This window comes from Paenibacillus sp. y28, from assembly GCF_037137075.1.
GTDB lineage: Bacteria > Bacillota > Bacilli > Paenibacillales > NBRC-103111 > JBBBNV01.
In genome coordinates, this window is record NZ_JBBBNV010000007.1 from 138,605 (window position 1) to 153,623 (window position 15,019).

18 protein-coding genes and 1 riboswitch are annotated in these 15,019 nt (G+C 54.2%); all 18 genes read right to left on the reverse strand.

The features are described from left to right. Window positions 1–27 precede the first annotated feature (27 nt). A complete protein-coding gene (gene atpA, locus WBG83_RS08395; RefSeq protein WP_336744395.1) occupies window positions 28–1,542 on the reverse strand; it encodes a F0F1 ATP synthase subunit alpha in 1,515 nt (504 codons plus the stop codon). A gap of 31 nt (window positions 1,543–1,573) precedes the next feature. After that, entirely contained in the window at window positions 1,574–2,110 is a 537-nt protein-coding gene (locus tag WBG83_RS08400) for a F0F1 ATP synthase subunit delta (RefSeq protein ID WP_336744397.1), read from the reverse strand. Beyond that, window positions 2,107–2,592 carry a F0F1 ATP synthase subunit B gene (gene atpF, locus WBG83_RS08405; protein WP_336744399.1) on the reverse strand — a complete coding sequence of 162 codons (486 nt, stop codon included), beginning with the start codon at window positions 2,590–2,592 and terminating at the stop codon, window positions 2,107–2,109. The genes WBG83_RS08400 and atpF overlap by 4 nt, the downstream gene beginning before the upstream one ends. A gap of 98 nt (window positions 2,593–2,690) precedes the next feature. Further along, window positions 2,691–2,909 carry a F0F1 ATP synthase subunit C gene (gene atpE, locus WBG83_RS08410; protein ID WP_336744401.1) on the reverse strand — a complete coding sequence of 73 codons (219 nt, stop codon included), beginning with the start codon at window positions 2,907–2,909 and terminating at the stop codon, window positions 2,691–2,693. A gap of 84 nt (window positions 2,910–2,993) precedes the next feature. Continuing rightward, window positions 2,994–3,764 (reverse strand): F0F1 ATP synthase subunit A, encoded by a 771-nt coding sequence (gene atpB / locus WBG83_RS08415; RefSeq protein ID WP_336744403.1) that lies wholly within the window; start codon window positions 3,762–3,764, stop codon window positions 2,994–2,996. A gap of 23 nt (window positions 3,765–3,787) precedes the next feature. After that, on the reverse strand, window positions 3,788–4,168 hold the full coding sequence (locus WBG83_RS08420) for an ATP synthase subunit I (protein ID WP_336744405.1): 381 nt from the start codon (window positions 4,166–4,168) through the stop codon (window positions 3,788–3,790). Between the two features lies 1 nt (window position 4,169). Beyond that, entirely contained in the window at window positions 4,170–4,388 is a 219-nt protein-coding gene (locus WBG83_RS08425; protein ID WP_336744407.1) for an AtpZ/AtpI family protein, read from the reverse strand. 175 nt (window positions 4,389–4,563) lie between these two features. Next, the gene (gene wecB / locus WBG83_RS08430; protein ID WP_336744409.1) at window positions 4,564–5,703 is read right to left on the reverse strand and encodes a non-hydrolyzing UDP-N-acetylglucosamine 2-epimerase; all 1,140 of its coding nucleotides are present in this window, start codon (window positions 5,701–5,703) and stop codon (window positions 4,564–4,566) included. Window positions 5,704–5,723: 20 nt separating this feature from the next. Then, on the reverse strand, window positions 5,724–6,353 hold the full coding sequence (gene upp, locus WBG83_RS08435; RefSeq protein WP_336744411.1) for a uracil phosphoribosyltransferase: 630 nt from the start codon (window positions 6,351–6,353) through the stop codon (window positions 5,724–5,726). Window positions 6,354–6,650: 297 nt separating this feature from the next. Next, window positions 6,651–7,898, reverse strand: coding sequence for a serine hydroxymethyltransferase (gene glyA / locus WBG83_RS08440; RefSeq protein WP_336744412.1), 1,248 nt, complete (start codon window positions 7,896–7,898; stop codon window positions 6,651–6,653). Window positions 7,899–7,929: 31 nt separating this feature from the next. Beyond that, entirely contained in the window at window positions 7,930–8,571 is a 642-nt protein-coding gene (locus WBG83_RS08445) for a TIGR01440 family protein (RefSeq protein ID WP_336744414.1), read from the reverse strand. 39 nt (window positions 8,572–8,610) lie between these two features. Beyond that, entirely contained in the window at window positions 8,611–9,069 is a 459-nt protein-coding gene (gene rpiB, locus WBG83_RS08450; RefSeq protein ID WP_336744416.1) for a ribose 5-phosphate isomerase B, read from the reverse strand. Between the two features lie 109 nt (window positions 9,070–9,178). Beyond that, window positions 9,179–9,259: riboswitch (ZMP/ZTP riboswitch) on the reverse strand. A 21-nt stretch (window positions 9,260–9,280) separates the two neighbouring features. After that, the gene (locus WBG83_RS08455; RefSeq protein WP_336744418.1) at window positions 9,281–9,856 is read right to left on the reverse strand and encodes a low molecular weight protein arginine phosphatase; all 576 of its coding nucleotides are present in this window, start codon (window positions 9,854–9,856) and stop codon (window positions 9,281–9,283) included. A gap of 55 nt (window positions 9,857–9,911) precedes the next feature. Further along, window positions 9,912–10,472 carry a manganese efflux pump MntP gene (locus WBG83_RS08460; RefSeq protein WP_442955810.1) on the reverse strand — a complete coding sequence of 187 codons (561 nt, stop codon included), beginning with the start codon at window positions 10,470–10,472 and terminating at the stop codon, window positions 9,912–9,914. Between the two features lie 66 nt (window positions 10,473–10,538). Continuing rightward, the gene (locus WBG83_RS08465; RefSeq protein ID WP_442955811.1) at window positions 10,539–11,690 is read right to left on the reverse strand and encodes an L-threonylcarbamoyladenylate synthase; all 1,152 of its coding nucleotides are present in this window, start codon (window positions 11,688–11,690) and stop codon (window positions 10,539–10,541) included. A 67-nt stretch (window positions 11,691–11,757) separates the two neighbouring features. Beyond that, window positions 11,758–12,591: a stage II sporulation protein R gene (gene spoIIR, locus WBG83_RS08470; protein WP_336744421.1), complete on the reverse strand. Its 834-nt coding sequence runs from the start codon at window positions 12,589–12,591 to the stop codon at window positions 11,758–11,760. 113 nt (window positions 12,592–12,704) lie between these two features. After that, window positions 12,705–13,889, reverse strand: a complete 1,185-nt coding sequence (locus WBG83_RS08475) for a N5-glutamine methyltransferase family protein (RefSeq protein WP_336744422.1) — start codon at window positions 13,887–13,889, stop codon at window positions 12,705–12,707. Between the two features lie 14 nt (window positions 13,890–13,903). Next, complete coding sequence (gene prfA, locus WBG83_RS08480; protein ID WP_336744423.1) at window positions 13,904–14,971, reverse strand: peptide chain release factor 1; 1,068 nt, start codon at window positions 14,969–14,971, stop codon at window positions 13,904–13,906. Between the last annotated feature and the right edge of the window lie 48 nt (window positions 14,972–15,019).

A 15,019-nucleotide genomic window follows, 5' to 3' on the forward strand; every position in this document is an offset into this window, starting at 1 on the left:
TCGTCCGAAAGATGGCTTGCCCATTCCTTAAGCGGAAGGAGCAAACCCTTTCTTAAACTGATTCAGCGCCTCGACAATGGCTTTATCGGTATCCGGAGTCAAATCTTTGGTGTCGCGGATTGATGCAAAAATCTCCGGTTTGTTGGAACCAACAAACTCCAGGAATTCTTTCTCAAACCGGGTCACGTCTTGAACCGGAATATCGTCAACGAATCCTTTCGTTACCGCATAAATACTAACAACTTGCTTTTCCAAGGACATCGGCTGGTTTACGCCCTGCTTCAAAATCTCAAGCGTACGAGCACCACGGTTCAGCTTGGATTGAGTCGCCTTGTCCAAATCCGAACCGAACGCAGCAAACGCAGCGAGGGAACGATATTGCGCCAAGTCTACGCGGAGTGTACCGGCAACCTTCTTCATCGCTTTGGTTTGAGCGGAGCCCCCTACCCGGGATACGGAGATACCAACGTTTACCGCTGGACGCTGACCGGAGTAGAACAGGTCGGACTCAAGGAAAATTTGACCGTCCGTAATCGAGATTACGTTCGTTGGAATGTAGGCAGATACGTCACTCGCTTGAGTTTCGATGAAAGGCAGTGCTGTCATCGATCCTGCGCCCTTCTCATCGCTCAGCTTCGCGGAACGCTCCAGCAAGCGGGAGTGGAGATAGAATACGTCACCCGGATAAGCCTCACGGCCCGGAGGACGGCGAAGGAGCAAGGAAAGCTCACGGTATGCGGCAGCTTGCTTGGACAAGTCATCGTATACGATAAGAACGTGCTCGCCTTTGTACATGAAGTACTCGCCCATTGCGCATCCCGCATAAGGAGCAAGGAACAGCATTGGGGACGGCTCGGATGCACTGGCCGTTACTACGATAGTGTAATCCAGCGCGCCTGCTTTACGAAGCTGTTCTACGACAAGAGCAACCGTGGATTGCTTTTGACCAACAGCAACATAAATACATTTCACGCCGTTGCCTTTTTGGTTGATGATGGTGTCGATCGCAATCGCGGTTTTACCGGTTTGACGGTCACCGATGATCAGCTCCCGTTGGCCGCGGCCGACTGGAATCATCGCGTCGATTGCTTTAATCCCGGTTTGCATTGGCTCATGAACGGATTTACGATCCATAACGCCAGGCGCCGGGGACTCGATTGGACGGGATTTACCTGTGTTGATTGGACCTTTGCCATCAACAGGCTCACCGAGGGCGTTAACGACGCGGCCCAGCAGTTCTTCGCCTACAGGTACTTCCATGATGCGGCCGGTGCGTTTCACCTGGTCGCCTTCCTTGATATCTTTGTATGGTCCGAGAATAACGATACCTACGTTGTTTTCCTCGAGGTTGAGCGCCATACCTACGACGCCGTTCGAGAACTCCAGCAGCTCACCGGACATTGCATTTTCCAGACCGTGAGCGCGGGCAATCCCGTCACCTACCTGAATAACTGTACCTACATCAACGACTTGAATGTCGGATTTGAACTGTTCGATCTGACTTTTAATCAGCGTGCTGATTTCTTCAGGTCTGATACTCAAGTGATATTCACCCCTGTCTACAGTGCTTGAATTACTTCAGCGTTCTTTCCAGTCGGGCCAATTGGCCTTTTACGCTGGCATCATATAAACGGTCCCCGATTCGTACCAGCATCCCGCCAATAATCCCTTTGTCGAGAACATTCTCGACCCGGATCGACTTGCCGGTCAGCTTGCCGAATTTCTCGGTGACCTGCTTCGTTTGCTCTTCCGTAAGCGGAACGCTTGTTGTGACGATTGCCCGTGCTTCGCCAGTCGCTTCACCGGCAATGCGCACATAGTCGTTCAGCAGGGTGGACAGCAGCGTCTGCCGTCCATTTTCAATGAGCAGCTGCAGCGTGTTGAAGACCGCCTCCGAGATTTTGCCTTCGAACGTTTGCTTCACAACATCCAGCTTGCGGCTGGTGTCAATGTTCGGATGGTTCAGCAGTTTCTCGAAGTCCGGATTGGCTTTGACGGCTGCAACGACCGCGCGCAGGTCTTCTTCGACCTGACCGACCGCTTGCTTTGCCTGGGCCACTTCAAACAGCGCCTTGGCATACCGCTTCGCTACAATCGTGTCGCTGTTCATTGTTGACCTCCTACCTCTTTCAGGTAATGGTCAACCAGCTCTTGCTGGGATTTCTCGTCCAGCTGCTTCTCGATAATTTTGGAAGCAATCAGAACGGACATCGCGCTTACCTGGCTGCGCAGGGACGCCAGCGCCTTGTTTTTCTCGTTCTCGATATCACGAAGCGCTTCTTCCTTCACACGGCCTGCTTCTTCTTTTGCCACACGTACAAGCTCATCGGCCTGCTTGCTTGCAGTAAGCCTTGCTTGCTCGATAATATCTTGTGCTTCTTTACGTGCTGTTTCAAATGCGCCTTTTTGTTCGCTGAGCAGTTGCTCTACTTGCAGGCGGGATTGTTCAGCCTGCTGCAGTTCGCCCTGAACGAGCTGTCTGCGCTTTTCCATAATTGCCATCAAAGGCCCGAAAGCGTATTTGCTGAGCAAGAAATAGAGAATGGCAAATGCAATAATCGCATATACCGAAGATTCCCAATGGAAACTCAATTTGGTCACTCCTTTCAAATGCAGCTTAGTTCAGAATGATTCAAAGCAAAAGTAAGGCGTGGATGACATGAGGCCGTCCCCGCCAAGTCAATTCATTATTAAGCTGCGGAACCGTAGAACAGGAATGCCAATACGACAGCGATGATTGGAAGTGCCTCGACGAGACCAACACCGATAAACATCGTTGTTTGCAGCGGACCTTTCAGTTCTGGCTGACGAGCGATACCTTCGACTGTTTTACTTACGATCAAACCGTTACCAAGACCTGCACCCAGTGCACCCAGACCAATTGCAATTGCTGCTGCTAAAAATTCCATTGAATATATCCTCCTCAAATTTAAATAAATTTATTGAATCCAACCTATTATACGGATGGCTTGGATCTAACCGAAAACATAATGTTAATGATCATGATCGTCTTTAATTTCTTGCGAAATATAAACCATGGTCAGCATGACAAAGATAAACGCTTGAATCGAACCGACGAACACACTGAAGCCCTGCCATACAACGAGCGGCAGCACCCCGTAAATCCCTGCCCCGATCAGCGTGGAAATCAAGACCTCACCGGCAAAAATATTACCGAACAACCGCATGCCGAGCGTAACCGGCTTCGCGATTTGTTCAACGATATGCAGCGGGAAGAACACCGGGAACGGTTCAAAATAGTGCTTGAAATAACGCTTCCCGTTTTGACGGATACCGTTGTAATGAACAATGGCAATAACCATCACTGCCAAAGCCAGCGTAACGGAAGCATCCGCAGTCGGCGACTTCGTCCACACCACATGCACCCCATGGCCGTGAGACTTTTCTATCGCATCTGCTGTAATGCCCAGCAATGCGTTCGGCTCGGTATGCTCAGTTCCGATAGAGAACGGCAAACCAATCATGTTGCCTACAAAAATAAACATCATCAAAGTCAAACCCAGTACAATAAAGGGCTTTCCTTTTTTCATATCCATATTGCTGGCCACGATGCCGGATACGAATTCTACCAGCCACTCCATCATGTTTTGCAGCTTGCCAGGGTTGGATACCGATAAGTTGCGAACGGCCAGACGAGCCAGAATAAACACGATAATGCAGGTTAAAGTGACCATAAGAAACGTAGAAATATCAATTTTGAAACCGTTTAAATCAATAATCGGAAAATTATGCAATCTTCTCACCCCTTTCCGTTTCAGCCTGATTTCTATTTCTTAGTCTTTTGAATCATTGCGGCAACACCCAGTAGGAGTGTAACCAAATGCATAAGAAAAAAACCAACAATTGTACTAATCAGATGGATCTGATTAGACTTCAAGGAAAAAAACACAACCAATACCGCCAAGCTCGCCCTCGTCAAAAAACCGAGATTCATTTTTTTTCGTCCCGTGCCGGCAGCGGCATCTGCAGCTTGACGCACTTTCATCGCCAAGTACCGGGAATTAATGAAACTGACGAGACCTCCAAGAAACAAGCCAGCGCAAAAGGGACGGTAGTCCGGAAGAACAATCCATCCGATAGCAAGCGCTGACAGAAAAACCATCGCCGGACGCTGGATTTTTTGAAGATGGGCCGATAACTCGTCCATGTTAGCCCCCCGAGAATGGTTTTAGCAAATATACAATGCTGACAATACTGACGGCTAAACCGGCCAATACGCCACCTGCAATCCACAGTGGATGGCCGCCAAAAAAGCCTCCTACCCACTGCCCGGCCCAAAAACCGGCAACCACGCAAACGCCGAGGTCAATGCCAATTGCACTCACTAATCCTATCGCTTTCCATGGTTTGGAAGATTGGTCGCTCATGGCACACTCCTTCAAATCCTACATCATTGTATCGAAGCTAAACAAGCTTTGTCAATTCAAAAAAAATCAAACATTTCGTGAACACGGATCGGTGAAAAGCCTTATCTGGCAACGTTTCCCGCCTTTCGGCAACCAAACAGCGTACAGTACAGCTGTTTGGTTTTTTAAGCTTGTCTTAATGAAACGGGTCCGGGCGTTCCGATTCCAGTCCAAAATGGTGCAAAATCGCCTGCGCAATCCGCGGACTGACCTTGCCGTCACCATACGGGTTGGCCGCTTTGCTCATTTTCTCATACAGAGCCTGATCGCTCAGCAGCGCCTTGGCACGGGCATACACAGTCTCTTCGTCCGTCCCCACAAGCTCGAGCACGCCAGCCTCGATCCCTTCCGGACGCTCCGTCGTGTCACGAAGCACCAGCGCAGGCACGCCGAACGATGGCGCTTCCTCCTGAATACCGCCGGAATCGGTCAAAATCAAATGCGTATGCGGATAAAAATTGTACAAATCCGTCACATCCAGCGGGTCGATCAGCTGAATCCGCGGATGGTCTCCCAGCAGCTCCTGCGCCGGTCCTTTGACCGCCGGGTTCGGATGCACCGGATACACAATCGCAATATCCTCGAATTCATCGGCAATGCGGCGTACGGCCCGGAAAATTTGGCGGTGCGGCTCCCCTTGGGATTCGCGGCGGTGGGCGGTCATCAGCACTAGGCGGCGGCCTTTGGCCCATTCGATCATCGGATGGGTATAATCGTCGCGAACCATGTACCGCATGACATCCGTAATCGTGTTTCCCGTCACGTAGATGGAGGCCTCGGATTTATTTTCCTTCCGCAGATTTCCGGCCGACCACTCCGTCGGGGCAAAATGCACATCGCAAAGCACCCCGGTCAGCTGGCGGTTCATTTCCTCCGGGTACGGGGAAAGCTTATTCCAGGTACGCAGGCCGGCCTCTACGTGGCCAATCTGAATTTGCTGCAGGAAGGCCGCATAGCTCGCCAGGAACGTCGTAGAGGTATCTCCGTGCACGAGAATGATATCAGGCTTCTCTTCCCGGAATACGGGCTCCAGCCCCTGCAGAACACGGATAGACAGCTCATTGAGCGTCTGCCCTTCCTTCATGACGTTCAGATCATAATCAGGCCGGATGCCGAACACGTCCATCACCTGATCCAGCATTTGACGGTGCTGCGCCGTAACACAAACCTTGGATTCAATTTGCTCCGGGTAATTCTGCAGCTCGAGGACAAGCGGAGCCATCTTGATCGCTTCCGGACGTGTTCCGAAAATGGTCATTACCTTTATCCGTTTCATCTCGTCTCAGTCCCTCTCTTCTACATGGTGCCGAAAATTCGGTCCCCGGCATCGCCAAGGCCCGGAACAATATACCCGTGGTCATCCAGATACTCATCGATGGAGGCCACATAAATATCCACATCCGGATGGGCCTTCTGTACAACGGCAATCCCCTCCGGCGCAGCAATAAGCACCATCAGTTTAATTTGTGTGCAGCCCCGGGCTTTGAGCACATCAAGCGCAGCCACGGCCGACCCGCCCGTAGCAAGCATCGGATCAAGCACAAGCAGCTCCCGCTCCTGCACATCCGTAGGCAGCTGGACGTAATATTCCATCGGCTTCAGCGTCTCCGGATCGCGGTACAGACCGACATGGCCAACCTTTGCCGAGGGCAGCAGCTTAAGCACGCCTCCGACCATACCAAGGCCGGCGCGCAAAATCGGAATAAGCCCCAGCATCCGCCCTGAAATCGTATAACACTGGGCTTTGGATACCGGTGTCTGTACCTCGACAGGCTCCAAAGAAAGCTCGCGTGTAATTTCGTAGGCCATTAACGTCGATACTTCTTCAATCATTTCCCTAAAATCTTTCGTTGTTGTCGATGCATCCCGCAAAAAAGCAAGCTTGTGTTGAATCAGTGGATGATCACATACGATAACCCGGCTCATTGACAGCCTCCTGCTTCCATCTATTCTGCAAACCCCGTTTATTATATCATTGTCCGCGACAAGTTTCATCCATTCCGGCCGCCCCTGACCAAGCGTTTTGCAGTCGGCAAAATGACCGGTCCGAAACAGCCGGATTCATGCCTCCGCTGCGGCGGGGCAGTCTCCGTTAACCTATCACAGCCATACCGTACAAAGCAGTGATAGGTCATACATGGGCCTGTTCGGCCCGCCGGATAGGCCTAAGTCATAACACAGAGAAAAAGGGAGACCTGCTCGGCCTCCCCTGATTAGTACCGCTTAGTAGCTCAATTCGGAATACAGCGGGAATTGGGCTGTCAATTCTTTTACCATGCCGCGCGCTTGGTTCAACGCGGATTCGTTGGTCGGATTTTTCAAAGTCAAAGCAATGATCTTAGCGATCGTTTTCATTGCTTCCTGGTCCATGCCGCGCGAGGTTGCAGCCGGTGTGCCGATACGGATACCGCTGGTAATGAACGGGCTGGTCGGATCAAACGGAATCGCGTTCTTGTTGACTGTTACACCAACTTCATCCAGAAGGTGCTGTGCTTCTTTACCTGTCAGGTTAATGTTGCGCAGGTCAACCAGCATCAAGTGGTTGTCTGTACCGCCGGACAAAATGTTCAAGCCTTCCTCCACTAATGCAGCGGACAAGGTTTGAGCGTTGTTGATGACGTTTTGAGCGTAGGTTTTAAATTCAGGCTGCAGCGCTTCGCCGAAGGAAACCGCCTTAGCCGCGATAACGTTCATCAGCGGGCCGCCTTGGGAGCCCGGGAATACCGCTTTGTCGATAGCAGCCGCCCAAGGCTTTTTGCAAAGAATCATACCGCCGCGAGGACCGCGGAGCGTTTTATGGGTAGTCGTCGTAACGAAATGAGCGTATGGCACAGGGCTTTGATGCAGGCCTGCAGCAACCAGACCGGCGATGTGCGCCATGTCAACCATGAACAATGCGCCTACATCGCTTGCGATTTGTCCAAGCGCTTCAAAGTCGATTGCGCGCGGGTAAGCGCTAGCGCCTGCAACCAGAATGCGCGGACGGTGCTTGAATGCAGCTTTGCGAACCTCGTCATAGTCAATACGGAAAGTTTCTTTGTTTACACCGTAAGCAACGAAATTGTAAAGAATACCTGATGCGTTCGCCGGGCTGCCGTGGGTCAAGTGCCCGCCGTGCGCCAGATCCATACCGAGTACGGTGTCGCCTGGAGCGATAGTTGCCAAGTAAACAGCCATATTGGCTTGTGCGCCGGAGTGGGATTGAACGTTGGCATGCTCAGCGCCGAACAGCTCCTTGGCACGCTCGCGGGCGAGATCTTCCACTACGTCTACATGCTCGCAGCCGCCGTAGAAGCGTTTGCCTGGATAGCCTTCCGCATATTTGTTGGTCAATACGGTGCCCATTGCTTGAAGCACTGCTTCGCTCACGAAGTTCTCGGAAGCGATCAGCTCGATTTTGTCACGTTGACGGGCAAGCTCTTGGTTCATCGCAGCCACGATGGCCGGATCTTGTTTACGCAATTGTTCCATGGTTTCTTCCTCCTAAGGTTAGCTTCTAGTTTTATTGACAGCTGCCGGAATCAGCTTCCGCAGGTAAATCCTCTTCAGGTAATTCATAGACGGCACGGACGCCGCCAATCAGCTTAGGCCGGGTAATGGCTGCTGTTACGCGGGCATGCCCGACAAACCGCAGTGACGGGCGCAGCGGCACGGCCACACGCTTCAAATGCATGCCGATCAGGGTTTCTCCGATATCCACGCCGGCATGGGCGGCAACGGTCTCAACCAATACGGCATCATGAAGGCGCCGGTAAGCATAAGCGGCCATTGAGCCGCCTGCTTTGGGTACAGGCACCGCAGCAACAGGCTCCAGGCCGTATCGCTCGGCGGCGGCACGCTCCATAACAAGTGCGCGGTTCAAATGCTCGCAGCACTGAAACACCGGGAAAAATCCCGCTTCCTTGCGGACCCGCTCCACGCCCTCGTAAATCGCCTTCGCGGTTGCCATCGTTCCCGATGAGCCGATACGCTGGCCCAGCACCTCGCTAGTGCTGCAGCCGATGACAAGCAGTTGTCCCGCTGCAAGCCGGCCGGCCTGAACGGTTTCCCGCACGATGATTTCCGCCTGTGCTGCAATTGCCTCGGCGGCAGTTTCTTGTGCCTGTGACCCTTGAAATTCATGTTGATCCGTGCTTGATGTCATCAAAGTGTCCCTCCTTCTACAAAGGGTTCCCTCGGCCGGTTACGGATGCAGCTGATATTTATCTTCAATCGCTTTGACTTTGTTCACGCGGCCAACATGGCGCGGCCCTTGCGAAAACTCTGTTTCCAGCCAGATTTTGACGATTTCTTGCGCTACGCCCGGTCCAATGACCCGCTCTCCCATAGACAGAACATTGGTGTCATTGTGCTCCCGGGTTGCTTTAGCCGAGAACAAATCGTGCACGAGCGCGCAGCGGATGCCGGGCACTTTGTTAGCTGCGATCGTCATCCCGATGCCGGTACCGCAAATAAGAATCCCCCGGTCAGCTTCGCCAGCTGCGACCTTATCGCAAACCTCGATGGCATAGTCCGGGTAATCCACCGAATCCGGGCAGGAACAGCCATAATCGACCACCTCATGACCCAGCTGCTGAATAAACGGAATCAGTTCATCCTTCAAACGGTAGCCCGCATGATCGGCTCCAATTGCAATTTTCATCGTCTTTTGCGCCTCCTCATCCTTGCCGGGTCAGAATGGGCCCGGTTGTCCAAGTCCTATTATAACCGATAAACGCAAAAAAGAGCAGGTCAACACGAATCGTGTCGTTGCTCTTTGCCCAGGCGACCGGCCGTATGACCCGATGCTCCATTGTGGTTTGCTCCACTTGTCGCCAGTTACATCGGGACTTCATCTTATGCTTCATCATACCTTATTTCTGAAGCTTCTTCAATAGCTTTTGCAAGGCATTTTCCAGCTCACCGGCACAAATCCGGTAATCCTCCAGCGTACCGCCGAAAGGGTCGGCAATGTCGGGGCTCGGCGATTTCCGTTCCAGCTCCAGCACGCGAATCCGGTCCGATTCAGTGATCGGCTGGGACAGCGCCTGCTTCAACTGGATCTCCGAGATGAGATGTTCTTTTTCCACAAGGGCTTGTAAAGCCCTGTCGTCGTCCTCCACATACTCCTTCAAGGTATGCACCTTGTCCACGGCTCCCGGGAACAGCTGAACGATACGCTGCTTATGACCCATGGTCATCGTAAGGACCATATCGGCCCATTCGACAAGCTCACGGCTAAGGGCCTGTGATTGATGCTCGGAAGGAAGCCCTCGCTCCTTCATAACTGTCTGTGAGTGGCGTGAAGCCGGTCCGCCCGATACTGCAGCGACTCCTGCGGAACGTACTTCTAGCGTTATCTGATAGTCTGAGGCCAGCTTGCGCATCATAGCTTCAGCCAGCGGACTCCGGCATGTGTTGCCGGTGCACACAAATAAGATCCGGTTCATCTGTCGTCCTCCTGCTATCGATTCGAGCTGCGCGGCTCTGGATGTTGTTCTTACATTATATTAAAAACCGGATTCCAAATGCGAGTAAAATCGTTCCGCCCAGCGCTTCCCCATATTCGCCTACCCAGCCTCCGACCCGGCGTCCAAGCAGCAGTCCCAGCACTGACATCACGCCGCCAAATATTCCGAACATCAGTACGGTTATCATCACATCGGAAGCAAACAAGCCCAGCGAAACCCCTACCGACATGGAATCGATACTGACACTCAGGGCAAAGACAAGCAGACCGCCCAGCGTCCGGTGATCGAAGGTTGACATATCCTCGGACCGAAAGGAATGGAGAATCATATGGCCGCCCAGCAGCATCAGCAAAACACCGCCGATTATGGTGGCTATATTGCCCAGCAGAGCCCCGGCATAATGTCCCAGGAACATCCCCATTAGAGGCATCACGATATGAAATAAGGAGATAACTGCGCTGATTTTGGCGATCTCCCGTAATCTGGCGCCCTTCATTCCGATACCGATTCCTAAGGAAAAAGCATCGAGTCCGAGTGCGAAGGCCATGATAAGAATTGTCCATAATTGCCCAAATCCGACCCACATGGCCAAAATGACCACTCCCTTGTCCAACGTCTACATCAACATATGCACAAAGGGAGCGAAAAAGTACAGGCCCGGCTACACTTGCTCGATCCGGTGGCCCGCCGCCTTTTCCATCCGGTTCAGCAGCGCATGGCCGATACCGGTCCGGCGGCAGCCGCGCGCCGCAATAAAGGTTGCGCCCGCTTCATCGAAAAAACGCAGCGCATGGTACAGCTGGGCGGCGAGAGGCTCCAGCTGCCCGTCTGCTCCACAACCGAGAACGACGTCCGCGGTGAGCAGCGGGACTTCATCGGCAAAGGCCAGAACGGCCGTTCGATGCCCCTGCTGCTTGGCCTCATTCACCAGCTGCTGCAGCTTGGCAAGCACCTGCTGCGGACGTTCGCCTGTTACCAGTATCATCTGGCCTGCAGGAGCGTAATGCGTATATTTCATGCCTGGCGATCGGGGGGCTTCAAGATCCGGGGTGGATATAACGGCCTGTCCTTCGACCCGGTTTACTTGCTCATCGCTTGCTTCCCGCATGGCACTTGGAGCATCGGCCGCAGGGGCAGGCCCCTCAGAAACAACCACATGAATTTTTTCACCACATACTGCCTGCAGCTGCTCTGCGGTAATCCCGCCCGGCCGCAAAACATGAAGCACGTCCCCCTCCAGCTGGATAACCGTCGATTCAAGGCCGAGACCGGTTGGTCCTGCATCGACAATCCCGCAAATACGCCCGTCCAAATCCTCCAGCACATGCTCGGCGCGGGTCGGGCTGGGACGGCCGGACCGGTTTGCGCTGGGAGCGGCGATATAGCGCCCGGATTGCCGGATTAGGGCAAGAGCCGCCGGGTGATCCGGCATACGTACAGCCACTGTATCGAGGCCTGCCGTTACCCGGCCGGAAACAGCCTCAGGGCGAACCGGCAAAACAAACGTAAGCGGGCCAGGCCAAAAAGCGTCCATCAGCCGCTCGGCCAGCGGCGGCACGTTCCGGCACAGCGCGGTCAATTGGCTGCGGTCTGCAATATGGACGATAAGCGGATTGTCTGAAGGTCGGCCCTTGGCGGCGAAAATGGCTTCGACGGCTGCCGGATTGGCCGCATCCGCCCCAAGGCCATATACCGTCTCCGTAGGAAAAGCGACCAGCTCCCCCTCCCGGAGAAGCTGTGCCGCTTCATGAAGCATAGGATTGTCCTGGCCGGACAACCCGCCCAATGGGACTTTCCAATGGAATGTATTTATCATTTACATGACGTTCCTTTACTATGAGGTTGCGTTGTGCGTTTCTTTTATTATACCGTGGGCCGGTTTAAGAAAACCACTTTTTTATAGTATCGAAGCATTGCTTGGCCATATCGACGATAAACCAGCGGACTTCTGGAGCTGCTTCCTCTACCGGCTCAGTGGCTGCCGCTTTCATGGCAGCTTTGCTGGACGCGCCTTCCGCCGCGGATTTTACCGGCTTCTCGTCCGCCGTCCGTTTGGCCGCAGTCTTATTTGCCGCTTGTTCCTTCGCCGGCTTGTCCGTACCGGCTGCGTTTTTGACCGCCGCGGTTTTCGGCGCAGCATCGGCAGCCGCGGTTTTCGCCACTGCCGAAACCGCCTTCGCTTCTTCCGGTGCTGCGGCGACCGCTTCCCCGGAAACCGCATCCACGAAGCACAGCGGGGGAAAAAGCACACACCACCAGTTTTGGCCTTGCCCGGAGCCTATTGTTATCCGCAGCGCCTCGTACATGCCGGCCGGATACAGCTGATCTCCATAAAGCTTAGCCGGAAATTCAACCTGTCCAAGCTCAACCGTAAACGGGTATTCCGAACGCTGCTGCTTTAGCACCGCGCCTACTGCCTGCTCCAGCTCGGGCAGCCGCTGCTCAATTAGAAGCCGCGCGTCCGCAATGGACGTCGTTTCCAGCTCCTGCACCCAGGTGTTCATACGCCGTACAACCTCATCGCGTACAAGCCGCTTTAAGCGCTGATCCGCCGGACGGTCGGAGTTGGCCAAAATGCGCAAACGAATCGACTCCTGCGGGATGGCGCCTTCCACAAAAGCCGCGCTCATCCGGGTAGACTCCCAGCTTGTCAGCAGCATGACCAGAACAAAGGCAAGCAGCAGATGAGGACGAATCGAAGCACGCTTCACCATAACGAACAACCCCTCCCGAGCCGGACCGAACCGGATTTCCGACGTATAACGTCTTCTCGGTTCTAGTATGGGCACAACTGGAAGGGGTTAAACCTAGCAATCTATTAAAATATTTATTTCTCTCGTATCGCCAGAACATGCCGCTCGATGCCCGCCAGGTCCGGGATGACCTCGATTTCGTCCCAATAGCCTAGCTTTCGCAACAGCGCCGCAACAGCCTGTGCCTGCCCCTGCCCGACCTCAAAGCCGACAAGCCGGGGAACCGCGATAAGACCGGAGATTTGGCCCAGCATCCGGCGATACAGGTCCAGTCCATCAGCGCCGCCATCGAGAGCGGAGCGTGGTTCAAAATCGCGCACCTCCGTTTGCAGCTCCTCAATGTCGGCAGAAGGAATATACGGAGGGTTGGAGACAAGAATATCGACAGGCAAGCCGTCACGAATGTAAGGCTCCAGCAAATCCCCCTGCAGCAATTCAACCCGCTCCGCTACGCCGTTCAAAGCGGCATTCCGCCTCGCCACCGCGAGCGCATCGGCGGAAATATCCGAGCTGCGCACAATCCAGTCCGGGCGATGCACAGCCAAGGTCACGGGGATCGCCCCGCTTCCCGTACCCACGTCGGCCACAGCGGGCCCGCCGGGGAGGATTCCTGCCGAGCGTACTCTCCCGGACGTGGTATCCTCTTCCAGATCCCCGGTATCCCCGAATATCCCCTCCTCTGCAGCAGCATTGGCAAGGGGCTTCTGCTGCGTAGCTGCTCCTGCCTGCTGGCCTGCCTCCGGCCACATACGCTGACCGTGAAACAGAATGCGTTCGACGAGCAGCTCTGTCTCCGGACGGGGAATCAGCACCGCCGGGGTTACTTCAAACGAAAGACCGTAGAACTCCTGCCGGCCGATTAAATATTGTACCGGCTCGCCGGATGCCCTGCGGTTCAACAGCCGCTCCCACGACTCCGCAAGGCCCGCAGGGAACCGTTCATGCCACTGAAGGTACAGCGTCGTCCGGTCCCAGTCCAGAAGATGCTGAAGCAGCAGCTCCGCGCTCCAGGGCGCCTCCCCAATTCCGCAGCGCTCTAAAAAAGAAGAAGCCTGCACCCAGGCTTCCCGTATAGTTACATCTCCGCTCATCGCAAAGCCGGAGATATTCTCGTGCCGCAGCTCCGGAGCGCCCTGCATACGCGTATCCCCGGCCTCGACAGCCGGGATGCCGCCCGGTGTGATGGCCAGCTCCGGCCTCTGTTCCGCCTGGGAATGGTCAGGGACCGGATGTATAGAACGATTCAGCTCACCGCTCATGTCCTGCCACCGCCTTATTCCGCGTTTTCCATCAGCTCGGTCTGAGCCTGCAGCGACAGCGCTCCGATGATTTCTTCCAAATCCCCGTTCAGGATGGAATCCAGCTTATGCAGCGTAAGACCGATACGGTGATCCGTCACACGGCTCTGCGGAAAATTATACGTCCGGATACGCTCACTGCGGTCACCCGTACCGACTTTGCTTTTGCGTTCTCCCGCATACTTCTCCTGCTCTTCCTGCAGGAACTTGTCGTAAATCCGGGCCCGCAGCACCTGGAGCGCTTTTTCCTTATTCGAGTTTTGCGACTTGCCGTCCTGGCACGTTGCCACAATCCCCGTCGGGATATGAGTTACCCGTACAGCGGATTTGGTCGTATTGACCGACTGCCCGCCTGCACCGCTGGAGCAGAATGTATCGACCCGAATATCATTATCATGAATCTCAATGTCGATGTCCTCGACTTCCGGCATCACTGCGACCGTGGAGGTCGACGTATGAATCCGGCCGCCGGATTCTGTGGTCGGAATACGCTGTACGCGGTGTGCGCCGCTCTCGAACTTCAGCTTGCTGAACGCGCCTTTGCCGGAAATCATAAATATAATTTCCTTGAAGCCGCCCAGATCGCTGACACTGGCCTCCAGCACCTCCGTTTTCCAGCCCTGCATATCCGCGAACCGCGTGTACATCCGGTACAAATCGGACGCGAACAGAGCCGCTTCGTCACCGCCCGCCGCGCCGCGAATCTCAACAATCACGTTCTTGTCATCATTCGGGTCCTTCGGCAGCAGCAGAATCATCATCTGCTCCTCCAACTGCCCATGCCGCTCCGACAGCTCCTCGATTTCCAGCTTGACCAGCTCTTTCATTTCATCGTCAAGCTTCTCGGCCTGCATCGCTTTAGCGGCATCCAGCTGCTCGGTCACCTGCTTATATTCACAGTAGGCTTCATACGCCTCCTGCAAATCGGACTGCTCCTTGGAATATTCCCGCAGCTTCTTCGTATCACTCGTCACATCGGGATCGCAGAGCAGCTCACTGAGCTTCTCGTAGCGGTCGGCCAATGCTTGAAGACGGTCTAACATGTCCGTTCACCTCTTTTGTTCAAATTACGTATGGTCATCAGGCTATAC